Source organism: Desulforhopalus glucosivorans, assembly GCF_054397165.1.
Map to the genome: position 1 here is coordinate 448,460 of NZ_AP044854.1, position 26,663 is coordinate 475,122.

A 26,663-nucleotide genomic window follows, 5' to 3' on the forward strand; every position below is an offset into this window, starting at 1 on the left:
CTACAACTGCTCGTATGGCCAGTGTTGATAAAGAATTTTAGGAGATAATTATGCATAGCCGTTTTATGATGACCGCGTTTGGAAAAGACAGAGTTGGTATAGTTGCCGATGTAACCAGCCTGCTGTATGAATACGATTGTAACCTTGAAGACACAACAATGAATATGTTGTCCGATGAGTTTACCCTCAACCTACTCTTTTCAAGCAAGAAAGATAATATTGAAGATTCACTACTTCGTGAATGTCGTCGGCTCGAACTTGAAAAAGGTGTCTCAGCTTTTGTGAGACCTCTACCCGATGTTGAGCAAAAAGGAGCCAACGGTTATAAAGCATGCACGTTGCGTATAGAGTGTCTGGATCAGGTTGGGATTGTTTATAAAACCAGCAGATTTCTTGCGGACAATAAATTTAATATCGTGCATCTCAATTCTACTGCAAAACCTTCCCCGGAGAGTGGTGCGACAATCCACTGTATGGATATTCACATCCAGATTCCTGCCGACGTTTCTTTTGATAAGGTCGAAGAGGATCTTGGTGTGATGGCGGACGAATTACAAGTGGATATCAATATCTCTCACTGATCCTATATTTCCCATGCACATTTTGTGAACAGATAAAGTGTTCATGGGAATTGAAGTTAGCCCATGATCTATGTGGTCATTGGATGCAGAAAATCAGCGATGTGCAGGAAGCGTCTTACCCTGAGTGAACTTGCGACCGTTTCTTATGGGCAATGCAAATCTCAAATCCAAGGGGGGAAGGTGATCTCGTGCTATCTTCTTTCCCAATGCAAAGTTTAAAGCCCCCTAACTCTAATTCTTTAAATAAGTTTTTTAAGTATAATCGGCTCAGTAACAAGGTTGAATGTAAGGTAATACCTATAAATCAACCTTGTTGTTGAGTTGTACCCAGGGGCCTTTGACAACAGAAAGAAATTGGCAACTGGTTATCACCATAATTACAGATATGGATCAAATCTCATCCGCAATATCTACTGTACAACGGCTCTTTAATTTCGTCGAAGGTTTGGAAAAGCTGATATCTTAATTTCCGATAATTTTTGCTTCTGCCATTTTTATTACATCATTTAACTCTCCACTTGCCTTCATATCTTGAATAGCTGCATCTACCTTCGGTACAATATCCTTGCGACTTTCATGGATATAATTAAATAAATCTAAAACAGCTAAGGGCTTATCTATCGGTACAATATCTGTTATTCCCATTTTTTTGAGGACAAGCAAGCCATCAACTGTATTAGTTAATGCAACATCAGCCCTTCCCGATTGCAGAAATTTCATCATTAATTCTGTATTGTTGATATTATGCACATTGGGCATTCCAACAGAAATATTATTCGTATGCTTGACACCTGCCACCTTAACAAGCTTATACTTCGCTAGATCTTCTTTGCTATTTATCACAATTCCACTACCTTTCTTTATGAAAGCCATTGTTTCTAATTGGTAGTAAGGGGTTGGTACTCTAATGGTGGTGGGATTCTCCTCGCCATACGTCCATATTCGCATGATCTCACCATCTTTTTTTCCTGTCGTGGCTTCCTGTTGTGCTCGCTTACCCGGAACTGGAGTGATGGTAACTGTTGCACCAATTTTTTTGTATATTTCAGGAATAATCAGCTGGCCAACCTCCTGTTCGATTAAGCCTTTTATCGATACGAAATTGTATTCCTCTGCCAAGCCTGAGATGGGAAAAGTTAATATCAAAATTAATAATCCTATAATTCTCATGATTCACCGACCTCCATCTGTTGCATATTTTTACTATATTACCTACAAAATTCTGCACTATTACAGAATCACTAATTGTCTCACATGAGTTATTGAGGTACAAGAAAAAAAGTATTGGGGTCGGAATGAGTCAATTTCAGGTTGTCATTGATTCACGCAAGCATATCGGAACTCAGCGATTCTGAAATAGTTAAGCATGTCGATGGTTGGGACGCGGTAGCTTCCTGTTTGGGACACAGTCTGAATTTCCAAGGTACTTATCCCGTTTATCGGGGCTAGCTTAAAAAAGCTTACGGATTCGTTCATAACCGGCTTTGATTTCATCTGCAGCAAGTCCCAGGGCTGCTCCTGCATTCTTAGCTGTCGTTTCTGCTTCTGAAAGAACAGGTTTATATTCAGAAAGAAAACCCTCCCATTTTTTCTCAAGTCGAGCAAGTTCATCTTTTGTTTCCTGTTCCCCAAGATGTGCTTTCAGTTTAATCTCATCTCGAAGTTGTTCGATGGATGTTTTGATATCATCAAGTGCATTTGTTGCTTTTTTCATCTTTTCCTCCATGAATTTCTGCTATGAGTCTAATAGCCTGGGGTATCGTGCGGGCTTGTTTCTAACAAGAAAAATATGCATTTTTTGCAGTAATGCGAGAAGGAACATCAGGCTTTTCTTATATATTTTTGTTTTTTCAGCTATAATAAAAATAAACATTATTTGAAATGAGACAATTCTTCTCCCATTGCCTGGGCTTATTTACGATCCTCTTTGTTGTTGCTGGCAGTTTTGTAACCAGTGTAACAGCAGAAGAATATCATTTTACCTCTATTGAAGGACTGCTTGAGCAGGAGATAGGTAGGCTTATCCTGCCAGAGGTGTATAGCAGACTTGGTCTTACTATTACGATCACTCCTATGCCGGGGAAGCGTGCGGAAAAAGAGGTGACTTCAGGTCGTATGGATGGCGAAGTAATGCGGATCTGGAGCTATGGGGAAGAGAATACAACAACTATAAGAGTTCCTACTCCCTACTATCAACTGGAAACCAGAGCCTTTATTAAAAGAGTCAGCACCATTGAAGTAAATACCAAAGAAGAGTTAGCAAACTATTCTCTGGTTAAGGTGCGCGGAGTAAAACACACCAACAATATTACGAAAGGGCTTGCCAATGTCCAGGATGTCGAGAACACTGCTCAGTTGATGGGCTTTTTGCGGGCTGGACGGGCTGAGATTGCTCTTACCAATACTGCCGATGGTCAGTATGAGTTACAAAAGACTGGTGCAACGGACATTGTTGCGATGCCTGCTCCCCTAGCTGTTTTGGATCTATATCACTATCTCCATGTGGATCACAAGGATCTGGTTGGGAGGGTTGATGCTGTAATTAAGGATATGATTGATAGTGGAGAAATGAAGTCTCTTGTACAGCAAGCAGAATTAACAGTTAAAGGTCATCGCTGATACGGTTTACCCCAACTGGGGAGTTTTTACCGTAACACCTCTTTTACCTGGGTAATAATTACCTAGTTGGTCTCACTTATATTTCTTTCTCAATTGTGTTTGTTCTTTTTATCTGTTTTAAAAACAGTACTATAGGTCTGTTGTGAGTGGTTTGGCACGTCTGTTGCTTCAATAAAAGTACAACTGATGAGACAAGAGTGTAGCGCTCTCGAGGTCTCAAACCTATTAAGAGCAGTGAGATAACCAACATAAGGAGACGTGATCATGAAAAAGAAGATTGCAGCAACAGTATTGATATTAGGTTTGACTATGACAACCGCAGCAACCGCAAACTGGAACGGTCAACGAGGTAATTGCTACCTGAATCAGATGCAGACAATGCAAAATGTTGACCCGGCTATTCAGGAAAAAGTAAAACAATTTCATCTTGATAATCAGGCTATTTTTAAAGAGATGGCGATGAAGCGCGCTGAGAAAAGGGCATTTATGCGGAGCAACAATCCTGATCCAAAAGCGGCTGCACAACTGGCAGGTGAACTGTTTGACCTGAGAACTACTATACAGTTGAAGGCTGAGGAGGCTGGTATTGCACAGTACATAGGACCAATGAACATGGGTAATGGTAAGAGTGGTCGCGGGAAAAATGGTGGAAGAGGACAACAGGGACAGCAGGGACAAATGGTAAATTAAGCTCTTTTTTACAACCCAATTTCTAGAAATCTCTCTAACCTCGATTGCTCCCTGCTAAGCTTTGGCAGCGGAGTAGTCGAGGTTTTTTTTTGAGTTCTCTTTTTTTGTTGTGATTCTGTGTTACTGTTCTTTTATCTGCAATACAAATGATGCAAAGTACAAGTTGATTGAGAATGTAAAACGAGAGAGGATAGCAATGAAGGTTGAAATTATTCCATGTCATTTCGATAATTTTTCCTACCTGCTCATTTGTGAAGAGACGGGTACGGGGGCCATAGTTGATCCTGCTGAGTACTACCCTGTATCGAGAAAGATCAGTGAGTTGAATATTGATGTTGTTGCCATATACTGCACCCACCACCATGCTGACCATATTGGGGGACTGGAGGAGATGTATAAGGAATATCCAGGAATTGAGGTGGCTGGTTTTGTATCGGATGCCGCCCGAATCCCTCATTTGACAACTCAACTCAAAGATGGCGATAGTGTACAGTTTGGTAATGTTAAAGGTAGTGTAAAACACACGCCCGGGCACACCTCAGGAGGAATCTGTTATCTTTTTGGCGATCATCTTTTTACTGGTGACACGCTTTTTGGTGGTGGTTGTGGCAGGCTCTTTGAGGGCACACCTGAGCAGATGTATAATTCACTCCATGGTGTAACAGACGGTCTTGCTGAAGATGTGAAGATCTACTTTGGTCATGAGTATACTATTTCAAATCTTAAATTTGCTCAGTTCATTGAGCCTGAAAATGAAGATATTGCCTGCCGTTTTAAAGAGGCCAATGCTACACTTGAAAAAGGAGGGGCAACAACTCCATCAACGGTAGGTCTTGAAAGACAGACTAATCCTTTTCTACGCAGCAGGATTGATTCAGTGCGGAAAGGACTGATTGATAAATTACTACTGGAAGACAGTGATCCTGTCTCGGTGTTTACCGCAATACGACGTTTAAAAGATAGTTACTAAACGGTCTTTAGTTCTGACAATCAGGAACAATAAACGAATACCAGACAAACACTGACCGGCTTCTGTGGTGCTTGAATTTCCCATATTACCCATAACAGTCGACGATCGTATGGACTGCCCATAGGACTTATTAAAAAAGGTTCGTTGACCTATTAATAATTTTCGGCTAGATGTCTTCTAACCCCGATAAAAGGGATAAGTGCCTTGTGGATTACTCGAAACAATGAATTGACCTTAATTCAGTTTGTTGTTTTTTATGACTGGTTTTCCTGAGTAAGGTACTCAACTTCATTTGTTTCATACTGCTGCATGCTGTGGGCAGGACTAATAAAGAGCATTTTTTAAGGAGAAGACAATGTTGAAAAAACTATTACTTCCAACACTCGTTGCTATCGCTTTGATGGTGCAGGCAGTAACTGTCCAGAGTGCCACAATTTCTGTCAGTCAGTTTGTGGAGCATCCTGCTCTTGACGCTGTGCTTAAGGGGTTTCAGGATTACCTGAAAGAAAAAAACATAGATGTAAAATACAATGTCCACAATGCCCAGGCAAATATGGGGACAGCGACCCAAATTGCACAGCAGATGGTCGGTGAAAAAGCGGACCTGCTCGTTGCCATTGCCACACCTTCAGCCCAGACCTGTGCCCAGGCTCTGAGCAAGGCTCCTGCAGATTTAAAACGTCCCTTTCTCTTTACCGCTGTAACCGATCCTGTGGCGGCAGGTCTTGTTAAGGATCTGCAAAAACCTGCAAACGGAATTACGGGTGTATCTGATCTCCTTCCGGTTGAAGAGCACATTAAAATGGTGCTTGCGTATGATAGCAATATCAAAACCCTGGGAGTTCTTTATAATTCAGGCGAAGCAAACTCCAAGGCAACGGTAGCATCTATAAAAGCTCTGAGCCCAAAGCTTGGTATAAAAGTGGTTGATGCAACTGCGTCTAAGACCGCAGATGTGTTCCAGGCAGCCAAAAGCCTTGTTGGGAAAGTTGATGCCGTATTTATCCCCACCGATAACACTATTATTTCCGCACTTGAATCGGTGATCAAGGTGGGCGTACAGAATAAATTACCTATCTTTGCAGCAGATGTTGACTCTGTAAAACGAGGTGCTGTGGCAGCCATGGGTTTTGATTATTATAAGCATGGCTATCAGACCGGTGCCCTGGCGGAGAAAATTTTAGCTGGAACCGCACCTGAGGATATCCCCGTTGAATTTCAGAAAGATCTGCAGTTGCATATCAATGCCAACTACTCAAAACAGATGGGGCTTACTCCACCCGAAGCACTGCTGAAAAAGGCAACACAGGTTTACGAATAAGGCTACGAAACTGTTATGACATTATATGCTGCATTAGGTGCCGTAGAGCAGGGGCTTGTCTACGGCATTATGGTGATTGGAGTTTATCTCACCTTTCGAATACTTGATTTCCCAGACCTTACCGTTGATGGTTCCTTACCCCTTGGCGCGGCCATCTCTGCCGTTGCAATAACAAATGGTGTGAATCCATATGTTTCTTTACTGCTTGCATTGGCTGGCGGTTTTATTGCCGGTATGGTAACAGCCTTTCTCAATACCAAGTTTAAAATCCTGCATCTGCTGGCCTCTATCCTTACCATGATTGCCCTCTATTCGATTAATATTCGAATAATGTCAGGGCCTAATGTGGCACTTCTTGGGGTGGATACTGTTTTTGATTCGGTGATTGCATTAGGTGTTCCCGCCCACTATGCAGGGCTTATTATCTTCGGTAGTTTTGCAGCCCTGGTGCTGTTGTTTATTATCTGGTTTCTCTCAACAGAGATTGGACAGGCGATCCTCGCCACCGGGGACAACCAGCAAATGATCAGGAGTCTTGGAGTAAATACCCACACCATAATTATTTTAGGTGTAGGTTTATCCAACGGTCTCGTTGCACTAAGTGGCGCACTGGTGGCTCAGAATCAGGGCGCGGCGGATGTCGGCATGGGGATCGGTACCATTGTAGCAGGTCTTGCATCGGTCATTATTGGTGAGACGGTGTTTGGCCATAAAACTATGGCAAGAGCCTTTATTGCGGCACTTCTTGGTTCTATTGTTTATCGCCTGGCCATTGCACTGGCCCTCGGTCTTGAGTTTGGTGATTTTCGTTTTAACCCAAGTGATCTAAACCTGATAACAGCACTGCTGGTTATTACAGCTCTGATTGCTCCCAACCTTAAAAAGAGATTGATTGAACGGTGATTAGTTTAGAGAACATTACAAAGTATTTTCACAAGGGCAGTGTTAATGAAGTCTTTGCTCTGGATTCAATCAGCCTGAACATTGCTGAAGGTGATTTTGTGACGGTTATCGGTTCAAATGGTGCCGGGAAATCGACGCTACTTAACTGCATAGCGGGTGGTTTTTTTCCTGATACGGGTACTTTGACCATTGCAGGTAATGACGTGACCGCCTGGCCTGAGCATAAGCGCGCTTCACTTATCTCAAGGGTTTTTCAGGACCCTCTCTTGGGGACCTGCCCGTCAGCAACCATTGAGCAGAACATGGCCCTTGCAAGTCTAAGGGGTAAGCGTCGCGGCTTTGGTAGAGGTGTAAAGGCGAAGGATCGTACCCGTTTTAGAGTAGAGCTCAAAAAATTGAGCTTAGGGCTCGATGAAAGGCTGCTTGATAAGGTCGGTCTACTTTCAGGTGGTCAACGGCAGGCACTCACCATGCTTATGGCCACCATGATTAAACCTGAAGTTCTGCTGCTTGATGAACATATCGCGGCTCTCGATCCCAAGACGGCTAGCCAAATACTCCACCTGACGCAGGATATTGTCGGAGAACAGAAACTGACGACCCTGATGATTACCCATAATATGAAACATGCGATATCTTTTGGTAACAGGCTGATCATGTTACACCAGGGCAGGATATTGCTTGATGTTCAGGGGGAGGAGAAGAAAAACCTCACGGTCAAAGATCTTCTTGAGCAGTTCTATAGGGCACAGGGAGAAGAGCTGGCTATGGATTCAATGTTGTTGAGCTGATTGTAATGTAGTCTCAAAGGGGCACTCACCCCGATAAAAGGGATATGTGCCTCGAAGGTCTCCCTTCGGTCGCTATCTGGAAATGGTGTGATATCAGCAAGTTTTCCAACACTCAATTTCTTGGCGTCTCTGCTCACCTGGTCTGTTGTCTGTAGCAGGCCCTTTTTTTGTCCATCAGTTTAGAGCGTAGCAAAAATGATTGAGCACGCTCTATCAACGGAAGCACCTTCAATTATTTTTACCTTTATAAGCGGGCCCATCGAAGATATAATTAGAGACCGATTGCGATGCTGACGATTTCATCATCAAAGAAAAATGATTGTAAAGAGGTCTGAAGAGGAACTGGAGGAAATTTCAAAATTGATCATACCTAACTATTTGTTGCCTAAACTATCTGTGGACAGGTGATCGCGTGAATGATAGTCGTGACATACGTAAATTATCTGCCTACGGCGACATCTCAAAAGGAGACTTTCTGTTTGAAAACAGCATAACGGCCATGATGCTGGTAGATGAGAATCGTAGGATTATTGTTGTAAATAAAAGGTTCTGCAGATTGTTTGGTTATGTCTCAGGAGAAGTTATCGGCCTTCAAACCTCTATTTTGACACCAAGTTTGTCTCATTTTGAGGAATATAAAAAGTTCTTCGAAAGAACGAGAAGCGGTTCAATAGAAAGCAGTGAATTGCAGTATAAAAAGAAGACCGGTGAGCTGTTTTGGGCAAAGCTTACAGGAGTCTCTCTTTCTAATAAATCCGAAAAATATATTCTCTGGTCCTTTGATGATATTACTGCAGAGGTAGAGGCTCGTATGGAAATACAGGACCGCTACCATGAGCTTGATATTATTTTTAATAAGGTTCCATCCGGCCTTATTTATGTGGTTGGTAATGTGATTGAGCGTGTTAACCCATCCTTTTTAGGCATGGTAAATAAGCCGATACAGAGTGTGCTTGGGAGGCTTATCTCTGATTTTTTAGAAGATTTTGAACAGGAAAAAAAGCGTAAGACAAAGAAACTTGTCATGTTTTATAACGGTCGTGAATCAATAACCGTAGAACGGGAAATCGAAGAAGTCTCAGAAGACAGTTATATTGTACTTCTAATGAATGTTACAAAGCATATACAAGAGAAAAAGGTACTGTTGACATTAGCCCAGACCGACGGCTTAACCAAGATATTCAACCGCAGTGCATTTCTTGAAATGGTGCAGGAAATGATAACTGATCCATCACGTGAATCTACAACACTCGTGATGTTTGATATAGATAATTTCAAGCAGGTAAATGATACCTATGGGCATAATATCGGTGATAATGTGCTTGTTGAGTTGTCAGATTTATTCAAAGGCCATTTGCGTGAAGATGAAATATTTGGTCGTTTGGGTGGTGAAGAATTTGGTATCGCCTTCCCCGTTTCAAAAGAAAAAACGATACTGATCTGCAGGCGATTGCTTAAACTGATTCGGAGTCAGCTATTCACAAGTAAAAAAATTAATGTAACCATAAGTATGGGCGTGTCGGATAGTACCTTCTCAAACGTGTTAGAGTCGGTGTATGAGGAGGCGGATCGTCTTCTATATCGTGCAAAGCGTGCAGGTCGTGATCGTTTAGAATTTTGAAGTAACAGCTCCTTATATGGGGATCAGAATACATATTACATCTGTTCTGGCGGGACAAGGGTCGATAATAAAACTGTAGGGTCGAGTAGGCTTTTCCAGTCTAACTGATAGAAGCTGTTATGCAGCATATGATCGTCATCACATATCCAGGTTATGGGATCAGAGAAGGTCCTGGCGGCAAGGCCGAGTACAGGATCCATGGGGGTGATATCATCATGTCGGCCGATAACTATTAAGACGGGAATATCCAGAGGCTTCGTTGGTGGAGTGTACTCCCCAAAATTGAGAGCTGGTGCCATGAGGATGAGTCTTGTAACTTTTTGTCTGTTCTTTTCAGCAAAACAACAGGCCATTAGTCCGCCAAAGCTTGAGCCTACTAGAATCAATTCGTTCTGATTCTCACACATGAACTCAAGCTGGGTAAGCCTCTCTTCTAAACTTCCTGAAAAGTCAGGACATTTCATTAAGGGAAAGTGTTCTGAAAAGTATTGTCCCTTCGTTCCTTTTCCTGAAGATTCCAGGCCATGTAAAAAAAAGTGACTTTGCTCGATCTGTTCCATACGTAGCTCCAGTTCTATTACCCTTTGGGGGGAAGAAAGAAACGTGTCTTTAAAAAGACCCAGGCGATAGGATAACGTCGTTTACCGAAATCTTCTCCCACAAGCGTAACTGAGTAGTCACTGAGACTTTTTTGCAGAGGAGCCAGGTCAATTGTTGGATATTCGCTGTTGTTGTCAAAATTGGAAAGCCCGCAGACATGGGCCTTTCCTTCAATTGAAGTGGGAGTTCCATATGTTCTGCAGTTGATGGGACGAAATTCATGGGCCAGGCAGAGATCAGCATCACCCAGTAATGGACAGCGAATTCGTGCCTTGGAAAGATCTGACTTTTCCTGGAGGAGTTGTTCAAATTCCACGGCAGCCTTTGTTGCATGTTCTTTTTGTTGCTCCAGGATTTCTTTATGTTCTGAAAGGTGCTGTGCCAGGTAGGCGGCTTCAATAAATGATATATCAAATACAGCGTGGCAACAATCGGCACAGCCCGGCACGCAGAGGACCTGTTTGGGAAACTGGTCTTGAATTTTTGAAACAGTGTTGTCAACAAATTGGTACAGTTCTATAAGTCTTGAAAACATATTTATTCCGAAAAAAATAGTGTTGGTATCTTGGTTACAATATGGTTTCCAAACTACTGAATATTATGGATGTGGGCAATGACTTTTCTCTGGAGATGTGATGCCTCAGAACAAAAATAGGGTGGTGGCACAACGCCACCACCCTTGAGCAATACATTCACTGAGTTTTTTTGTTTTTTTAGTGCCTTACTCCTGAAAGCCTGTCATAAAAAACAAGAAACTCAGGAATTGAATCTGAAATAGTAAGTATAGTCGTACCACCAGATAGTGAGAGTAGTGAGACCTTCGAGGCACTTATCCCGTTCATCGGCATTAGTTTATAGTGATCTTCTTTGCAACCTGAGTTTCAGGTTTGGTTATCGTTAGTGTAAGGACTCCGTTATTAAAGTTTGCGCTGATGTTCTCAGCCTCTGCCTCAAAAGGAAGGCTGAACTTTCTCTCAAACGTTCCATAACTTCTTTCTTTGCGATATCGATTCTCTTCAGCCACCTCCTCATTATGTTTTCGTTCAGCACCCAGGGTTAGAATCTTTCCCTTAATATCAACTGTGATGTCTTCTTTTTGTACCCCTGCAAGCTCAGCTTCAATGATGATGTTCTCATCCTTTTCAAAGATATCCACCTTAAGACTGTGTGTTTCACGATTGTTCAGCACATTGTTTGCAAAAGATAGTGGGTTGAAAAATCCATCAAAAATATCAGCTGAAGGACGATTGGTAACTGCGGTTCTACATTGTGGGTTATATCGTACGAGGTTCATGGTAAATTCTCCTTTTAGATTATTTTTTCACTTATGAGTACATCGTGTCCTTGTTGTCTCTTTGTGCTTGATATGGTAATGATGAATGTAGTGGTGTCAATAAAAAAATATTACTAAAAATATAAAATATAAAAAGTAACAGAAAGAGGTGGGGAATGTGTGCAAAAAGAAGAACCTTGATTCGGTTTGAGATTACTGAAGCATCTACCGTGGATTTACGGGGAAGGCAGTCTGTCAGAACAACGTTCAAGCTCTCAGAGCGAGCAATAGATGCTCTGGGGGTGTTAGCTGTTCAGCTTGGTATCAAACAGAAGTCGCTTTTTGATCATTTAATGGAAGACGTGGATACTCTGCGCCATATAGCACGGGAGTTTGATGAATTTGACTCCAGGCTGCAACGGGTTGCAAAAACCTTTGTTATATCGAGAAAAACTCTGGAAAATCTAGAGCGAATTTCTCTACAGTATGGAACTCCAAGGGACGCTCTGGTGGAATACTCAATAGAGAGAATCCTGCCGCTTCTCAAAAAGGAAAAGATAAAACACCAAAAACGAAAAGAAGTAGATGAGCTTATTCAACACTATCTTAAAGATGGTTTAGCTCTCATGAATAAGGTTGAGGAAGAACTCGGCGAGGATGATCCGGTGTTTCTGGAACTCCTAGCCATGATGCGTAGTGTTAAAAATTGCGCCGATAATATTTCTGATCAGGTCGAGCGGGGGCGGAAAATTGAAGATTTTTAGATAAAGGGGGGCTTTTCTTAAGCTAGTATCCTTAGGCATGAAATTATACAGTTTCCAAATTTTTCTTTTTAAAGAATTTGTGCTAACATTTTTACAATACACTGTATAACAGGCAATATTCACAGGTAAAATATTAAATGGATGTTTCTCCACCATTAGCGGCTCTCACACGGTTACCAAAAGCCTCAACAGCAAAAATCTTTCGAAGGTTTGCTGTAATTTTTCCTGCTGGTTTTCTTCTTATTTTCATTCTCTGCTACACGGTCGCTCAGCTCGAATTTAAAAGAGTGACAGCAACAACAATGCAGGAAGAGCTCGGTAATATCGAATTGTTACGGTTTGTTGTACGTAATGATCTTGAAATCCTTGCCTCGGATTTACTACTGCTTGCTAATAATGAATCCCTTGAGCACTACTTTGAAGAAGAGTCCGATGAAAATTTACAAGCCTTGGCTGAGCGGTTTAAGAACTTTTCAAGGGATAAAAAAATCTACACCCAGGTTCGCTATTTTGATGTTGATGGACACGAAGTTGTTCGTGTTAATATGGAAAAGATGCTGCCTACAATTGTTCCTGAAGGTGAATTACAGGATAAGAGTAAACGATATTACTTTCGTAAGACCATGGAACAGGGGTGGGGAGAGGTCTTTGTTTCTCCTCTTGATCTTAATATAGAAAACGGAGAAGTGTATCAACCGTTTTCACCGGTTATTCGTGTCGGAAGCCCGGTGGTTGATCGCCATGGTCATAAAAAAGGTATAGTACTTCTTAATTGTAATGCCGAACAAATTCTGGATAGATATTCCCACGCCTTTCCTGGTAAGGATGCAAGTCGCTTTAGTTTTCTAAATAAAGACGGCTATTGGCTGCGTTCAGGGAATCCTGAAGATGAGTGGGGTTTTATGTTCGGCAACAAAGTGACCCTGAAATCCAGATTACCTCAGTTATGGGAAAAAGTTCGTACAGAGGACGTGGGACAGATGCGCCTGGCTGAAGGCCTTTATACCTATAGTACAATCCATGCTGAAGATGAGGTAAAGAGAAGCGCAAATTTTTCTGGCGACAATGGGCTTTTTGCAGATCATTCCCATGGGGATGATAAGGTGATTTGGCATCTTATTCTTCATATTCCTGATGAAGAACTCTCTTTCTCATTTTTTATTCGGACCTACTCCCATCTGTTCTGGTTATTTCCATTACTGTTCTGTGCACTTATCGCTGCCAGCTTGTATCTAGCCATTATCAGGGCTAACAAAGATATTAATGCACGTAGCTTACTACTACTCTCTGCAGGTATTGAGCAGAGTCCTGCAGCTATTGTTATCACCGATACAGACGGTACTATTGAATATGTTAATCCTAAGTTTGCCGAGATGAGCGGCTATGATAGTCGTGACATTATCGGAGAAAATCCCAGGATATTAAAATCGGGAACAACGAGTGATGATACCTATAAAGATCTCTGGTCAACTCTCGGGCAGGGGGAGGTGTGGGAAGGATCGTTTGAGAATAAAAGAGGGGATGGGGCGTCATATTTTGTTTTTGCTTCAATTTCGCCAATTATCAATAAGGCTGGTGTCATAACTCACTTTATTGGTATCCAGGAGGATGTGACGGAAAAGAAGCGAATGCAGGAGGAACTGGAGAAACTGGCCACCACCGATGCTCTTACAGGAGTGAGTAATCGCAGCCATTTCATGACCTGTTTCGAGCGTGAAGTTCGAAGAACAATTCGATATAAGCATGCCATGACTGTTCTTGCCTTTGATCTTGATTTTTTTAAAAAGGTGAATGACACCTATGGCCATCATGGAGGCGATCTCGCTCTGATTGGTTTTACTGACGTGGTGAAAAAAGAGCTCCGTGACAGTGATTTTCTTGGAAGACTTGGTGGCGAAGAGTTCAGTGCAGTCCTTGTGCAGACCGATGAGGCGGGCGCAGTTCTGCTGGCAGAACGATTGCGTCAGGCTGTTGAGCAACTGAAAGTTACCTGTGATGATAGAATAATACAAATCACTGTGAGCATAGGTGTTGCAGAGTGGCGTGCTGATGATAAGGACACAGAAGATCTCCTTAAGCGAGCGGACAGGGCATTGTATGCTGCTAAAAATGCAGGACGTAATCAGGTAAAGGTTTCCGGTAGAGAGTCATATAAGGTGTGATCTGTTAATTACTCTTCCAGCAAAAGAAAGATTGCATCAAAGATCTCTTTTCGTTAGGTTTTCCATCAAACCTTTGTGCCCTTGTGGTGCCTATTTCCAACTGTTTAGGAGAATGTAATGAACTATCGTCTGCTCTTTTTACTCGTCTGTGTAATCGCCCTGGGAGGTTGTGCAGATAAGCCTATGCCTCCTGTGGCCTTTGAGGCGCCCGCGCGAAATATCGACTACCTCACCGAGGTAAAACCTATTCTGGAAAAGCGGTGTGTTGTATGTCACAGTTGCTACAACTCACCCTGTCAACTTAAGTTGAGTTCCTATGAGGGGCTTGATAGAGGTGCGACCAAAATGGCCGTTTACAATGCTTCCCGTCTTTCAACCATGGAGCCTACACGACTCTTTATGGATGCTGAGACCACCGCGCAGTGGCGGGGTAAAAGTTTTCATAGTGTAACTGAAAACAGTGCTCCAACTGGTCAGAACGATTCCCTTATGATGCAGTTGATATCCCACAAGATAGATAATCCAATTCAACATAGAGATGAGTTTTACCCCGAAGCAGCTGATCTTACCTGTCCTGAAAATAGTAGTGAAATTGGTGCATATCTCAAAAAACATCCCAATAGAGGAATGCCCTTTGGCTTTCCTCCCTTAACCGATGAGGAGTTTACATCAATAGGAGGGTGGCTGGTGCAGGGGGCCAAAGGCCCGACTGCTGAGGAACAGGTGATGCTTAAGGCGATTCCTGCCAGTGATCTTGAAAAAATCAAGGCATGGGAAAGCTTTCTTAATAGAGATGACGCCAAGCATAAAATGACAGCAAGGTATCTGTATGAACATCTCTTTCTGGCCCATCTGAACTTTGGTACGGGAGAAAAGAACTTTTATGAACTGGTTCGATCAACCACTCCAGCCGGTCAGCCTATTAAGGTCATCGCGACGACTCTCCCCTATGACAGTCCCGGTGATGCACCTTTTTACTATAGGATGCGTAAGATCCATTCGACCATTGTGCATAAAACTCATATGGTTTTTGACATGTCGGATGCACAGCTAGCCAGGTTTAAAGAACTTTTTATTGAACCGGACTGGCTTATAGAACCAACGGTAATGAGTTATGAACAAGGTATTAGTGCAAATCCATTTAAACTGTATGAGCAGATTCCACCTAAATCCAGATATCAGTTTTTACTCGATAATAGCCACTATATCTTAATGACATTTATCCGTGGCCCGGTTTGTAAGGGGCAGGTTGCGCTGAATGTAATACAGGACCATTTCTGGGCAATGTTTCTTGACCCGGAGTATGATTTGAGTGTTCAATATCCTGGGTTTTTGCAAACCTTCAGTCATCTTCTTGAGATGCCTCTGGTTGAAGAGAGTGATAGAGATTTAGCAAAGAGTGTGTTCACTAGAAAATACAGAAAAAAGACCACTCAATTTGTTGAGAATCGCAGTCGGTTCTACTCAATGAATTACAGGTACCAGGAGCTGGACGATACGGCAATCTGGACTGGTAATAAAGATGCAGATACGCCGCTGTTGACTGTATTTAGACATTTTGACAGTGCGACTGTTATGGCAGGAGCCATCGGGAATCTGCCCAAGACTGTCTGGGTGATCGATTATCCATTACTTGAACGTATTTATTACTCACTTGTGGCCGGTTTTAATGTGTATGGCACTGCAATGCATCAGCTCACAATCAGGACCTATATGGATGAGCTGCGTCAGGAAGGTGAAACGTATTTTCTTGATTTTATGCCCCGTGAAAAGCGAAGCGACATGATGCAGGAATGGTATGGTGAGATGGATATCCACAGTACCAATATTAACTACTATCCTTCAGATCTTGAACCCGGATTCAGCTATAAGACAAGTGAACCAAAGCGGGAATTTATTGAGACCCTGGTCAAGAATCGCTTCAAACCAGAACATAATATCAGTTTTGATATGAATTATCTGCATGAGGGTGAAGCTTTCCCCCCCCTGCCAGAGAAATATGAGACCACAGCCGATTATATGCTGGGTTTCAAATCAGTTTCAAGACCTGGCTCCTCTTTTTTCACCCACGTTCTGGATCATAATGCAAATCTTGCATATGTGAGGATCATGAAAAATGATGATCCGAAAGATGATGTGTATATTTCCATCGTGATTAACAGGTGGCACGATGATGTCACCACGCTTTTTGGTGAATCGAATAAGCTGCGACCGGAAAAAGATAACGCCACCTTTATTAAAGGATTTGTTGGGTCATATCCAAACTATTTTTATCAGGTGCCTCTGGGAGATTTGCCACAGTTTCTCGCTGTGCTTCAAAATTTTGATGGATCACCTGAGTATTGGAATATTTTAAATAATTTCGGTGTAAATAGAATGGATGACAAGTTCTGGGAAGTGTATGACCGTTTTCAGGATCGTTTTAATGACGAAGGCGGACTGCAGGCTGGCTTGTTTGATCTCAATCGCTACTACTATCTGGCGGTGAAAAGAGAGGCGAACTAGACCGCATTTCCCATGACAATTTTGTTAGAGTTTAATATATTTGAGTAAAATCAGATCATTATTGTCACTTTAGCTTCACTGGTGTTTTGACGAAATGTTCACCAAAGGTCAGTCAATACGACGCCATCTTCGTCAGTATTTTGGCAGTAAAAAGAGGACGATGAATTTTCATCGTCCTCTTTTTTTTGAGTGAACAGTGGAACTGGATATCTGTATTACTTCTTCTCTTTTTTACTGCTTCCTGCAAGAAGAGGAAAGGGCTTCCAGTAGAGCTCTGATATCCTAGAGACTACTTTCTGTCGTATTGTGTCCATTCGTTCAAAAGAGTAGTAGAGGGTCGGTACCACAACAAGGGTGAGAAAGGTTGCAACCACCAGACCGAAGACTACCACGATGGCCATTGACTGCCACCACTGACTTGATTCGCTCACCCAGGAAAAGGTCCACTTATGAAAATCAAAGGAGATTCCGGTTATCATGGGAATAAGACCCAGAATCGTTGTAACAGCGGTAAGAAGAACAGGGCGAAGTCTTGTGGCACCTGCAGCAATTACGGCATCTTTCAATGCCATTCCTCTGGATCTAAGGCGATTGGTGTAGTCGATGAGGACGATTGCATTATTTACCACAACTCCTGCAAGAGAAATCACTCCAACCCCTGTCATAATGATACCAAAGGGCGACTTGAAAAGGGCGAGACCTAAGAAAGCGCCCCCAAGAGATAATATGACCGAGGTCATGATAATAAATGGCTGGGTGATAGAGTTGAACATGGAGACCAGAATAAGAAAGATCAGCAGCAGTGCCACCATAAAGGCCTTGCTGAGAAAATCCTCGGACTCCTGCTGAAACTCGAATTCACCAGTGAACGTGATCTTATACCCAGGCGGCAGAGGTAGATCCTTTAAGAATTCAGCAGCCTTTGCCCGTGCCACTGGCCCCGGGACCTTTGTCTCATCAACATTGGCCTGTACTGTCACCACCCGTTCGTTATCGATTCGGTTAATATCTCCCAGGCCTCCTGCAAAGGAAACGTTTGCAATGGTGGATAAGGGTACCATCTGTCCCGAGGGAGTTGGAAGCATTAACTCATGGAGGATATTTACCATTTCACGGTCAGACTCAGCGAGTTGAACAGTTATATCATAGTCGTCGTTTCCATCTCGAAATGATGAAACCTCTATGCCGTTGTAGGCACTTTTCAGGGCAAAACCTATCATGTCTGTGGTCAGGCCAAAGAGAGATGCTTTTTGCCTGTCTATGAGGACCTGCACCGATGGAATACCCTCAACATAATCATCGCGTACATCCTCTACATGGGGTTGCTTGCTGAGAACGTCTTTGATCTCTTTGGCAATTGCTCCAAGAATGGCAAAATTATCCCCGGCAATCTCAATATTGATGGGTGCACCGGTGGGGGGACCTTCTGCTTCCATTGCGATGGTGATTTTACCACCTGGGATGTCAGCCACTCTATTACGAATATCAGCTACCGTATCATGGGTGGATCTGTGTCTGTCTTCAAGGTCGAGAAAGCGGACCCCCACGTGGTTTGGGGTGTTAGCCGAAAAGGCAGAACTTCCACCGGCAGAGACCACTCCCTTCATATAGATATTTTTAATGTTCTTTAGGTCGCTTGGGCCGGAGTACTCCTCACCATCCGGTTTAGTGTAATTCTTGGGACCAAGGGCTTCTGCAAGGGATATTTGCTGACTGCTGTTCGCATCATCATGGCCTGCAAGACCACGCTCAATACGCTGGATTACCTTATCAATGTAACTCAGACCAGCCCCTTCCGGGATATCAATATTGACATACATCCCCTTGGGCTCTATCTCAGGGAAAAATTCCACAGGCTTTTCAAGGCCCACAACTAGCAGCCAACCCTGAACCATAATAATGAGAATACAAAACGCAGTGAGGATAACGGTTATGGGTTTTGAAAGTGCACTACTCAGTAGGACTGAATATCTTTTGAGTAAAAAACCATCTATTCTGGCAGGTTGTTCTACGGCTCTTGCTACTTCTTCCATACTCTTTGCTTCTATGGGGCCGGTTTGCTTTACCTCCATAAACATTGAGGCAATGGCGGGATTAATGACAAGAGCCACAAAGAGGCTTGATGAGAGAGTAATGATGAGAGTAAGCGGCAGGTAGCTCATGAATTCTCCCATGATCCCCGGCCAAAAAAGCATGGGCGAAAAGGCTGCAACCGTTGTGAGTGTTGAGCCAATGACAGGATAGGCCACCTCTGAGGTCGCTTTCATAACCGCCTCTCTTCGCCCGGCCCCCTGTTCCATAAAGCGGTAACAGTTTTCGATGATGACGATGGCGTTATCCACCAGCATACCAAGTGCGAGGGTGAGGCTGAATAGGACGACCATGTTGAGGGTGATCCCCATGAGGTAGAGGATGGTAAACGTCAGCAGCATGGAAAATGGAATTGCCATACTCACAAGAATGGCGTTGCGTATCCCCATGGCAAAGAATATGACAATGAGTACAAGCACCAGTCCCGAGAGAATATTGTTCTCAAGATCCGCCACCATGATGTCGATATCCTTTGCCTTGTTCAGCACCTTGGTGATATCTGTTCCGGTCGGCCAGCTCGGTTTATCCTTATCAATAATCTTATCAACGGCTTTCGAGATGGATAGAATGTTTTCTCCAGAGCGTTTTTTCACGGTGATGTTGACCGCTTCTCTTCCGTCAAGCCGTGAAATAGAAGTTTCCTCCTTAAACCCGTCGACCACTCTTGCCACATCTTTCAGGTAGACCGGTTCTCCGTCGTGGACAGTGAGAACCAGACCGTAGATCTCTTCGGGTGTTGAAAATTCTCCCGGGACTCTTAACTGGAACCGACCATCTCCAAGCTTAATATTTCCACCGGATGTATTGGTGTTTTCACTGCTGACCGCCGACTGAAGGCTGCCGATACTAAGACCATAGTACGCAAGTTTTTCGGTGAACACCTCTATTCGTATTTCCCGCTCAAGGCCGCCGGTAACTTCAACCTCCAGTACCCCGGTCACTCCTTCAATATCATCTTTGAGGTCATCTGCAATATCTTTAAGGCAGGGTAGACCACAGGTTCCGGAGAGGGAGTAGATGACAATGGGCATCTGGGAAAAGTTTACCTCAAAGACCGTCGGGTCGTCTTCAAGATCGCTTGGGAGGGAACCCTTTGCCTCATCCACCTTGTCTTTCACATCCTGAACAGCCTTATCGATGTCTGTACCAGTGACAAATTCAACGCTAATTGAAGATAAACCTTCAGAACTCACCGATTTAATTTCTTTTAATCCATCAAGGCCTTTGAGCTTTTTTTCAATCTCAATGGTCACAGCCGTTTCAATATCAGCCGGGGAAACTCCTCTGTAATCGGTTGAAATAAATACATTAGGAATAGTAATGTCAGGATCACTTTCCCTTGGCAGGGTGATGTAACAGTAGACCCCGAAGATAACGAGCATCACGGCAAGAACCGCCACCGAAACACTCTTTTTGACTGCGGTGTCAGAGACAATCATAGATTCATCTCCTCAATATTCTCAAGGGTTTTGATGATTTTGATTTTTTGTCCGTCTTCAACGTCCCTGTGTCCTTCTACTATGAGATGGTCACCCGGTGTAAGGCCATCTGTCACTTCAACCATCCAGTTCTCCATGATGCCGACGGAAATGGGCCTTTTCGTGGCGATACCATCTTTTTCAAGGAAGACATATTGCTCGTCATTTCTTGAGATAACGGAGTAAAACGGAATGGCGATACTGTTTTCAACCTGTTTTTTAATGATGTCTGCCCGGACAAACATCCCAGTTAATATTTCCCCTTCAGGATTATCGATTTTAAGCTCCAGGTTATAGAGTCTGGCAGTGGTTTCAGGGGCGGGTGAGAGAAAATGTTTTTCTGCCTTAATCGTTGTGTCACCCAGGGCCTGGATGGTTAGGTCTACGGTATCAAGCTTTCTGACTGCACTGACATCTGATTCGGGAATGCCAATGATTGCTTTTACCCTGTCCATGTCGAGAATTTCAGCGATGGGATCTCCAATGGATAATTGTAAGCCGACCTTTGCATCGAGTCTTCGTATGATGCCATCCATGGGAGAGGTAACAACCGTTCGCGAAAGCATCAGCTCTGCATTGTCAAAATCAGCCTTGGATGTTTCCATCTTAGTTCTGTTGATATCGAGAGTCGCGGTGGGGATGACACCTTTTTTGTAAATTTCCCTGTCCCTTTCAAAGTCTCCCTTTGCAAGGTTATAGGCGGCTTTTGCACGGTCCGATGCAATTTTGTAGTCCACATTCTCAATTCGGGCTATGACATCGCCTTTTTTTACCGAGCTTCCGTCTGTGACCATCACTTCTTCAATAGTTCCGGCTATTTTAGCCATGAGTTGCAACCTGGTCCAGGGTTCTATATGTCCAGGTAAATTGATGCGATCGGAGATGGTCGTTGGTCTAAGACCAAGAGTCACCACATTGATTGGTGGTTTTTCAGCTTTAACTTCACTATCTTTTTTAGCAGCAATTGTTTTACTCTGCTCTCCGATTGACATGTAGAGAACAACAATAAAGGCAATCATCAGCATAAGAACAAAGCGAGGGAGATTGTTCCAGATGAAGTAGACAAATGTTCCTCGAAAAGTGTGAGGGGGGATTGGTTTAGTCATTGCTGTTTTCACCTAAAGATTGGGTTGCAGGCGCAGGACGTAGTCCATCAAGAACCTGTGTAAAGAGCATTTCCATGGAGGATTCAACCTCGTCTGTTTTGATTCTTCCGCTGTACCAGGCGTGTATAAGTATAATGAAAAGACTGTAAAAGTGAGCTGTGATATGAAGAGGCTCTAATTCTTTTCGCAGTTCACCACGCTCCTGGCCTCTTTGTAATATAGGAAACAGGACATCAAAATAATTTTCATCCATTTCAGTTACGCTTTGTTGCTCTTTGTCACTGGGGAATAACGCTTCCCGCATATAGAGTCTTCCAAATTCCGGGTTTTGGGTTACGTGGCGAAACTCAGTCATATAAATAAGCAGCATCTGTTCAAGGATGGTTGCATCTGGATTTGTCTGGGCCACGAGCTGGTGGTGAATTGTTTCCAGTTCAAATTCACAAAAACCTTTAATGATCGATTTCTTTGTACTGAAGTAACTGTATACCGTACCTTTTCCCACCCCGGCCTTACGAGCTATTTGCTCAATGGATGTGTTATCGTAGCCGTTTTCGTTAAAAAGCGAAATTGCTGATTCAAGAATGGCCTTTTTATTGTTCTGTTTCTTAGCTTCTCTAAGGGACATGCATGCTTCTCCTGTAAAATTGACCGCAGTCGAAATCTATAACTCTATAATTTAACATGGGCAAGATAAAAACTGACTGCGGTCGAAAATAAAGAGAGGTGGCTTAAATGAGTATCAATTGAGCAGACGGGTGAAAAGTGCTAGAAAAATGGGAATTGGTGTCTTATGGTTGCCTCTGTACTTGTTGGTTACGGAATTACAATAATTTGTTTTTTATAAGGTCGTGAGAATGGAAGCGCAGGTTGAAGTGAGTCAGTGGTTAGGGCAGGTGGCAGAATTACTCCCGTTTGGATATGCCTTTGGTGCCGGAATGGTCTCTGCAGTTAATCCCTGTGGTTTTGCCATGTTACCTGTTTATCTCACCTTATACCTTGGCGCTGAAGACGAAAACTTTAGAAAACAATCGCTTTGGACCAGGTTACTGAAGTCTTTCTGGATTGCTCTTGTGGTAACTGCAGGGTTTGGTCTGCTTTTTGGAGTTGTGGGGGCCATTGTCTCTGCCGGTGGCTCGTTTCTTATGGGACTTATGCCCTGGTTGGCTGTGCTTGTGGGGGCCGGTTTATTTTTACTTGGTATCTATATACTATTAGGAAATACCGTAGCCTTTCACTCCATTGCAAATATTGCTGGTAAAATTGGTGATCCCAGGCAGATGTCTGTTCTTGGGTTTTTCCTTTTTGGTTTGGCCTTTGGCGCAACATCGTTAAGTTGTACTCTGCCTATTTTTCTTATGGTTGTAGGAAGCTCGGTAACAGCAGGAGATTTTTCAGGAGGACTGTTGCAGTTCTTTAGCTATGTCCTTGGTATGGGGGCGATAATGCAGTTGCTTACCCTGGGAATAGCCGTTGTAAAAGAAGGTGTAGTTGTAGGAGCCCTACGTAAGATATTGCCCTATGTTCAGAAGATTTCGGCGATATTTCTCATTGTGGCGGGCGCTTACATCGTTTACTACTGGTTATCGAGTGGACTGTTGTTTTAACTCAAGGGTAGCCTCAGAAGTGTCCCAACTCTTAACTGGGCGAAGATCCTACTTCGATGTATTACCTGCAATTGGAGTAGAAAAAGAAAAGGTCGTGCCGTCAGGCTCTCTCGAGCTAAATGTCACCTTGCCTTTTAGAATATTTTCTCCGAAGTATTTGATCGAATAGGTTCCAAGTCCGCGGCCATCATTCCCCTTTGTACTGAAGTTTCTTTCAAAAACCCTATCTGCCACTTTTTGTGTCATTACTGCTTTATTCCATACCTTAAACGTGAGATTGTCTCCCTCTCTGTTAAACCATATCCGAACAGTATCACCAATATCAGATGCTTCAAGTGCGTTGAGGAGCAGGTTGTGAAGGATTCGCCAGAGTAGAGAGCCATCTGTAACGAACTGAATACGCTCCGGAGTGCATTCTGTAAACTCCACATATCTGTATGTACACAAAGGGTGCATGGCAAAAAAATGTTTAAGATCATCAAGGATATCTTTGGCGGAAATCGTTTTCCAGGCTGGGGTATAGGTGCTGGAATCCGTTTTTGACAGACAGCGCTGAATTGCGATTTCATCCTGAAGGCGAAGAGATGCCTGATAAATGGTTTGGGGTAGTGGGGATTTATCTTGGGATGCAAGGAGTTCGCTTGCTCCGACAAGCATCTGCAACATGTTGTTCACATCATGGAAAAATGTCCGCTCCAGTGCGGCACGTTGTTGGGCAGCTGTAATGTCTTGAAGAAAGAGAAGTACAAACTGTTTTTTTTGGAGTTTTAGCGGATGGGCCTTTACTGAAAAAAACAGATCATTTTTCGTGCCATTTACCTCGGTGGAAATGGAGCATGTCTGTTCAACAGGTATCCCTTTTTCAAGTGAAGCAACTATGGCAATGACTGCCCCGCAGGTTGAACAATATTTTGATGTACCGCAACCTGCCTTTTCCTTTCTTGCATGGATACAGTGAACCGCCTCGCCGGGCCGCAAACCAAAAACAGTTCCCGCATCTTCTACGCCAAGAATTTCAAGGAAGGTGTCGTTTAAAGCAACGATCTGTCGATTTTCGTCAAGTACTGCGAGTAAGCCTCCAACCGACTTCAGCATCTTTGTCACAACCTGACTCTTACCTACCAGGTCAATTTCTATACTTAAATTTTCTGCTGTTGCTCTTGAAGGTGAAGCAAAATGGGTTTGCATTATCAACGAGTCCTATATGCAAAAAAATGGGTTGGTTTTTTATATTACCATGCTAGTATTTTACCAGTAGAGAAATTCATATGCAAAGGAAAATAAATCTTAGATGTCTCCTGTTTTTTTGTGGTGATAATTGTTGTTAATATAGAATGTTAGGTTATTATGGTCAGGTGTGTGTATGGGTTAGGCTATCTGCCTGTACCTTTTGTGGTTTTCGCATTGAATATAAAATACTAATAAAACAGTCGCTGCAATAAAATGTTATGTTGATGGAGGGAGAGTGACTAAAGAAAAGGATGTGAACAATGATGTGACAAAAAAACCAAGTTATGGAGAGTTAGAAGCATACGGTGCTGAACTTGAAAAACAATGCAGTCGCATGAGAAAAAATGAATGTGGAACAAACGATAAGAATAACCATTGTTTGACGTTGTCCCCGCTACTTCGATTGACACTTGATAATATACCGGATCTTATTTGGGCTAAAGACATGGATGACAGGTATATTTTTGCGAATCAGGCGGCCTGCGACGTATTGTATAAATGTGAACGTACACAAGATGTTATAGGGAAAGATGATTTATACTTTGCAGAGCGAGAACGTTCTGCAGGTTATGAGCATACCTTTGGGGAGCTTTGTCTTGATTCTGATATAGTTGTAAAACGTACAGGGAAATCCGGTCGTTTTAGGGAGTTTGGTAAGGTAAGGGGTGAAGAACTCGTTCTTGATGTGACAAAAACTCCTATCATTAACGCTGACGGGGTCATGGTGGGAACTGTCGGTTGCGCACGAGATATAACAAGGGCAGAAAAAACGGAACAGGCTCTGAAAAGTGCAGCTACTTTTATTCGCGATCTCAGTGATGAAATCGTTGGAGTGGCCGTATATGGATACAATCAGGATAGGGTCGTGACCCTCTGGAACAAGGCAAGTGAAACCCTTTTCGGTTACAGTAAGGAAGAAGCAATTGGTAAAAAGTTAGAAAACCTGATTATCCCAGCTGATCTGAAGGAACATGTGGTCCGAGAGCACAAACGATGTTTGAAGTTGGGTGAAAAAATGCCTTCGGGGGAGTTGACTTTATGCAATAAGCAAGGAGACCCTGTTCAGGTTTTTTCCTCCCACATCGTAAAAGAGACATCATGTGGTATTGAAATTATCTCTGTTGAGTTTGACGTTACTCCACTAAAAGAAGCAGAGGAAAAACGGAGAGCATTAGAACTCCAACTGCAGCATGCTCAGAAGATGGAAGCAGTTGGGGCTCTGGCTGGTGGTATAGCCCACGATTTTAACAATATACTTGGTGTCGTGCTAGGGTATGCTGATATCGGTCTTGAAAAATGTGGGAATGATCCTTCTTGTGCCGAGGAGTTCGAGCAGATACTTGTGGCAGGGGAACGGGCTAAAAAACTGGTGACTCAGATTCTTGATTTTAGCAGGCAAAAAGAGGTGGATGTTGTCCCTGTCTTGCCGGGCCTTGTTGTTAAAGAAGCGCTTGGAATGTTGCGTTCATCACTGCCTGCAACAATTGAGATTGAGAGTGATATAGATATGCATTCGGGATATGTTCTGGCGGATCCAACTCAGATTCATCAACTCTGCATGAATCTGTGTACTAATGCATACCAGGCCATGGAAAATATGGGTGGCATCCTGCGTGTTACCATGAAAAGAGTGAGCGGGATGATGGATAAGACCTCAATCTTACCGGAAATGCATTCTGAATCGTATATTAAGCTATCGGTTTCAGACAATGGTCCTGGTATGACAAGAGAGGTTAAAGATAAGATATTTAACCCTTATTTTACGACTAAAAGCGTCGGTGAAGGGACAGGGTTGGGCCTGTCAATTGTTCATAGTATCGTTAAAAGCTGTAAGGGTTTTATTGACTATGACAGTAATGTAGGTGAGGGAACTGTATTTAATATTTATCTGCCAATTATGCCTGAATACGAGGCGGAAAAAATCAAAGAGCCGAAAAAGGTAGCCATTGCTGAAGGCGATGAGACTATTCTTTTCGTTGATGATGAAGTGATGTTAGGAGAGATGGCAAAAGCTATACTTGAACGTTTTGGTTATACGGTGGTGGTCATTAATTCTGCAGATCTTGCTTGCACGTTATTTGCAAGGCAGCATGATGATTTTCATCTGGTTCTGACAGATTTCGCCATGCCCGGTATGAATGGCCTGGAGCTGGCTCATAAGATTCGTGGAGTCCGTCATGATATTCCGGTTATTTTATGTACAGGTAACAGTAGTCGGATCACGGAAGAAATGGTCAGAGACGCCGGCGTCACAGAAATTGTATCCAAGCCATTCAGTGGTAGGGCCTTAGCTGTGCTGATACGAAAGGTTCTGGATGAGAGAAAAAAAAGGATTCTTCGCTGCTAGATTC

General features: G+C 43.0%; 22 protein-coding genes. 13 read left to right on the plus strand and 9 right to left on the minus strand.

Annotated features, from left to right (window positions below):
• Positions 1 to 50: 50 nt before the first annotated feature.
• Positions 51 to 581 carry a glycine cleavage system transcriptional repressor gene (locus ACX6CI_RS01945; RefSeq protein ID WP_458776498.1) on the plus strand — a complete coding sequence of 177 codons (531 nt, stop codon included), beginning with the start codon at positions 51 to 53 and terminating at the stop codon, positions 579 to 581.
• Between the two features lie 462 nt (positions 582 to 1,043).
• On the opposite strand, the gene ACX6CI_RS01950 is transcribed toward ACX6CI_RS01945, so the two are convergent.
• Both ACX6CI_RS01950 and ACX6CI_RS01955 read right to left on the minus strand, forming a co-directional pair.
• Complete coding sequence (locus tag ACX6CI_RS01950) at positions 1,044 to 1,751, minus strand: substrate-binding periplasmic protein (protein ID WP_458776499.1); 708 nt, start codon at positions 1,749 to 1,751, stop codon at positions 1,044 to 1,046.
• A 280-nt stretch (positions 1,752 to 2,031) separates the two neighbouring features.
• Entirely contained in the window at positions 2,032 to 2,295 is a 264-nt protein-coding gene (locus tag ACX6CI_RS01955) for a hypothetical protein (RefSeq protein ID WP_458776500.1), read from the minus strand.
• Positions 2,296 to 2,462: 167 nt separating this feature from the next.
• Between ACX6CI_RS01955 and ACX6CI_RS01960 the strand changes: the two genes are divergently transcribed.
• From ACX6CI_RS01960 to ACX6CI_RS01990, 7 genes are all read left to right on the plus strand, one after another.
• Positions 2,463 to 3,200, plus strand: coding sequence for a substrate-binding periplasmic protein (locus tag ACX6CI_RS01960; protein WP_458776501.1), 738 nt, complete (start codon positions 2,463 to 2,465; stop codon positions 3,198 to 3,200).
• 264 nt (positions 3,201 to 3,464) lie between these two features.
• Positions 3,465 to 3,890 carry a hypothetical protein gene (locus ACX6CI_RS01965; RefSeq protein WP_458776502.1) on the plus strand — a complete coding sequence of 142 codons (426 nt, stop codon included), beginning with the start codon at positions 3,465 to 3,467 and terminating at the stop codon, positions 3,888 to 3,890.
• Between the two features lie 196 nt (positions 3,891 to 4,086).
• Positions 4,087 to 4,860, plus strand: coding sequence for a hydroxyacylglutathione hydrolase (gloB, locus tag ACX6CI_RS01970; protein WP_458776503.1), 774 nt, complete (start codon positions 4,087 to 4,089; stop codon positions 4,858 to 4,860).
• 355 nt (positions 4,861 to 5,215) lie between these two features.
• Complete coding sequence (locus tag ACX6CI_RS01975; RefSeq protein ID WP_458776504.1) at positions 5,216 to 6,181, plus strand: ABC transporter substrate-binding protein; 966 nt, start codon at positions 5,216 to 5,218, stop codon at positions 6,179 to 6,181.
• Between the two features lie 15 nt (positions 6,182 to 6,196).
• Positions 6,197 to 7,084, plus strand: coding sequence for an ABC transporter permease (locus ACX6CI_RS01980; protein ID WP_458776505.1), 888 nt, complete (start codon positions 6,197 to 6,199; stop codon positions 7,082 to 7,084).
• Positions 7,081 to 7,875 carry an ABC transporter ATP-binding protein gene (locus tag ACX6CI_RS01985; protein WP_458776506.1) on the plus strand — a complete coding sequence of 265 codons (795 nt, stop codon included), beginning with the start codon at positions 7,081 to 7,083 and terminating at the stop codon, positions 7,873 to 7,875. The genes ACX6CI_RS01980 and ACX6CI_RS01985 overlap by 4 nt, the downstream gene beginning before the upstream one ends.
• A gap of 412 nt (positions 7,876 to 8,287) precedes the next feature.
• Positions 8,288 to 9,496 carry a sensor domain-containing diguanylate cyclase gene (locus tag ACX6CI_RS01990; protein ID WP_458776507.1) on the plus strand — a complete coding sequence of 403 codons (1,209 nt, stop codon included), beginning with the start codon at positions 8,288 to 8,290 and terminating at the stop codon, positions 9,494 to 9,496.
• Positions 9,497 to 9,531: 35 nt separating this feature from the next.
• Here the strand turns inward: ACX6CI_RS01990 and ACX6CI_RS01995 are convergent, their stop codons facing one another.
• From ACX6CI_RS01995 to ACX6CI_RS02005, 3 genes are all read right to left on the minus strand, one after another.
• Positions 9,532 to 10,056, minus strand: a complete 525-nt coding sequence (locus ACX6CI_RS01995; protein ID WP_458776508.1) for a serine aminopeptidase domain-containing protein — start codon at positions 10,054 to 10,056, stop codon at positions 9,532 to 9,534.
• A 17-nt stretch (positions 10,057 to 10,073) separates the two neighbouring features.
• Entirely contained in the window at positions 10,074 to 10,631 is a 558-nt protein-coding gene (locus ACX6CI_RS02000) for a YkgJ family cysteine cluster protein (protein WP_458776509.1), read from the minus strand.
• Between the two features lie 312 nt (positions 10,632 to 10,943).
• Positions 10,944 to 11,390, minus strand: a complete 447-nt coding sequence (locus ACX6CI_RS02005) for an Hsp20/alpha crystallin family protein (protein WP_458776510.1) — start codon at positions 11,388 to 11,390, stop codon at positions 10,944 to 10,946.
• Positions 11,391 to 11,545: 155 nt separating this feature from the next.
• Between ACX6CI_RS02005 and ACX6CI_RS02010 the strand changes: the two genes are divergently transcribed.
• The 3 genes from ACX6CI_RS02010 (at position 11,546) to ACX6CI_RS02020 (ending at position 16,800) form a co-directional block, all read left to right on the plus strand.
• Entirely contained in the window at positions 11,546 to 12,133 is a 588-nt protein-coding gene (locus tag ACX6CI_RS02010) for a hypothetical protein (RefSeq protein WP_458776511.1), read from the plus strand.
• Positions 12,134 to 12,270: 137 nt separating this feature from the next.
• Entirely contained in the window at positions 12,271 to 14,295 is a 2,025-nt protein-coding gene (locus tag ACX6CI_RS02015) for a sensor domain-containing diguanylate cyclase (RefSeq protein ID WP_458776512.1), read from the plus strand.
• Between the two features lie 117 nt (positions 14,296 to 14,412).
• Positions 14,413 to 16,800 (plus strand): fatty acid cis/trans isomerase, encoded by a 2,388-nt coding sequence (locus ACX6CI_RS02020; RefSeq protein ID WP_458776513.1) that lies wholly within the window; start codon positions 14,413 to 14,415, stop codon positions 16,798 to 16,800.
• A 215-nt stretch (positions 16,801 to 17,015) separates the two neighbouring features.
• Here ACX6CI_RS02020 and ACX6CI_RS02025 read toward each other — a convergent pair whose 3' ends face one another.
• The 3 genes from ACX6CI_RS02025 to ACX6CI_RS02035 are packed head-to-tail and all read right to left on the minus strand — an operon-like array spanning position 17,016 to position 22,103.
• Positions 17,016 to 20,330: an efflux RND transporter permease subunit gene (locus ACX6CI_RS02025; protein ID WP_458776514.1), complete on the minus strand. Its 3,315-nt coding sequence runs from the start codon at positions 20,328 to 20,330 to the stop codon at positions 17,016 to 17,018.
• Positions 20,327 to 21,475 carry an efflux RND transporter periplasmic adaptor subunit gene (locus ACX6CI_RS02030; protein WP_458776515.1) on the minus strand — a complete coding sequence of 383 codons (1,149 nt, stop codon included), beginning with the start codon at positions 21,473 to 21,475 and terminating at the stop codon, positions 20,327 to 20,329. The genes ACX6CI_RS02025 and ACX6CI_RS02030 overlap by 4 nt, the downstream gene beginning before the upstream one ends.
• Complete coding sequence (locus tag ACX6CI_RS02035) at positions 21,468 to 22,103, minus strand: TetR/AcrR family transcriptional regulator (RefSeq protein WP_458776516.1); 636 nt, start codon at positions 22,101 to 22,103, stop codon at positions 21,468 to 21,470. The genes ACX6CI_RS02030 and ACX6CI_RS02035 overlap by 8 nt, the downstream gene beginning before the upstream one ends.
• Positions 22,104 to 22,332: 229 nt before the next feature.
• On the opposite strand from ACX6CI_RS02035, the gene ACX6CI_RS02040 reads away from it, so the two are divergent.
• On the plus strand, positions 22,333 to 23,082 hold the full coding sequence (locus ACX6CI_RS02040) for a cytochrome c biogenesis CcdA family protein (RefSeq protein WP_458776517.1): 750 nt from the start codon (positions 22,333 to 22,335) through the stop codon (positions 23,080 to 23,082).
• Between the two features lie 48 nt (positions 23,083 to 23,130).
• Here the strand turns inward: ACX6CI_RS02040 and ACX6CI_RS02045 are convergent, their stop codons facing one another.
• Positions 23,131 to 24,270 carry a sensor histidine kinase gene (locus ACX6CI_RS02045; RefSeq protein WP_458776518.1) on the minus strand — a complete coding sequence of 380 codons (1,140 nt, stop codon included), beginning with the start codon at positions 24,268 to 24,270 and terminating at the stop codon, positions 23,131 to 23,133.
• Between the two features lie 277 nt (positions 24,271 to 24,547).
• Here ACX6CI_RS02045 and ACX6CI_RS02050 point away from each other — a divergent pair, with 277 nt between their 5' ends.
• Positions 24,548 to 26,659 (plus strand): PAS domain-containing hybrid sensor histidine kinase/response regulator, encoded by a 2,112-nt coding sequence (locus ACX6CI_RS02050; protein WP_458776519.1) that lies wholly within the window; start codon positions 24,548 to 24,550, stop codon positions 26,657 to 26,659.
• Positions 26,660 to 26,663: the final 4 nt, after the last annotated feature.

Coding starts and splice junctions, on each gene's coding strand:
- ACX6CI_RS02025 (WP_458776514.1), bottom strand. CDS start 20,330: ATGATTGTCTCTGACACCGCAGTCAAAAAGAGTGTTTCGGTGGCGGTT.
- ACX6CI_RS02040 (WP_458776517.1), top strand. CDS start 22,333: ATGGAAGCGCAGGTTGAAGTGAGTCAGTGGTTAGGGCAGGTGGCAGAA.
- ACX6CI_RS02030 (WP_458776515.1), bottom strand. CDS start 21,475: ATGACTAAACCAATCCCCCCTCACACTTTTCGAGGAACATTTGTCTAC.
- ACX6CI_RS01995 (WP_458776508.1), bottom strand. CDS start 10,056: ATGGAACAGATCGAGCAAAGTCACTTTTTTTTACATGGCCTGGAATCT.
- ACX6CI_RS02045 (WP_458776518.1), bottom strand. CDS start 24,270: ATGCAAACCCATTTTGCTTCACCTTCAAGAGCAACAGCAGAAAATTTA.
- ACX6CI_RS01950 (WP_458776499.1), bottom strand. CDS start 1,751: ATGAGAATTATAGGATTATTAATTTTGATATTAACTTTTCCCATCTCA.
- gloB (WP_458776503.1), top strand. CDS start 4,087: ATGAAGGTTGAAATTATTCCATGTCATTTCGATAATTTTTCCTACCTG.
- ACX6CI_RS02035 (WP_458776516.1), bottom strand. CDS start 22,103: ATGTCCCTTAGAGAAGCTAAGAAACAGAACAATAAAAAGGCCATTCTT.
- ACX6CI_RS01975 (WP_458776504.1), top strand. CDS start 5,216: ATGTTGAAAAAACTATTACTTCCAACACTCGTTGCTATCGCTTTGATG.
- ACX6CI_RS01945 (WP_458776498.1), top strand. CDS start 51: ATGCATAGCCGTTTTATGATGACCGCGTTTGGAAAAGACAGAGTTGGT.
- ACX6CI_RS01965 (WP_458776502.1), top strand. CDS start 3,465: ATGAAAAAGAAGATTGCAGCAACAGTATTGATATTAGGTTTGACTATG.
- ACX6CI_RS01980 (WP_458776505.1), top strand. CDS start 6,197: ATGACATTATATGCTGCATTAGGTGCCGTAGAGCAGGGGCTTGTCTAC.
- ACX6CI_RS02010 (WP_458776511.1), top strand. CDS start 11,546: ATGTGTGCAAAAAGAAGAACCTTGATTCGGTTTGAGATTACTGAAGCA.
- ACX6CI_RS02020 (WP_458776513.1), top strand. CDS start 14,413: ATGAACTATCGTCTGCTCTTTTTACTCGTCTGTGTAATCGCCCTGGGA.
- ACX6CI_RS02000 (WP_458776509.1), bottom strand. CDS start 10,631: ATGTTTTCAAGACTTATAGAACTGTACCAATTTGTTGACAACACTGTT.
- ACX6CI_RS01960 (WP_458776501.1), top strand. CDS start 2,463: ATGAGACAATTCTTCTCCCATTGCCTGGGCTTATTTACGATCCTCTTT.
- ACX6CI_RS01955 (WP_458776500.1), bottom strand. CDS start 2,295: ATGAAAAAAGCAACAAATGCACTTGATGATATCAAAACATCCATCGAA.
- ACX6CI_RS02015 (WP_458776512.1), top strand. CDS start 12,271: ATGGATGTTTCTCCACCATTAGCGGCTCTCACACGGTTACCAAAAGCC.
- ACX6CI_RS02005 (WP_458776510.1), bottom strand. CDS start 11,390: ATGAACCTCGTACGATATAACCCACAATGTAGAACCGCAGTTACCAAT.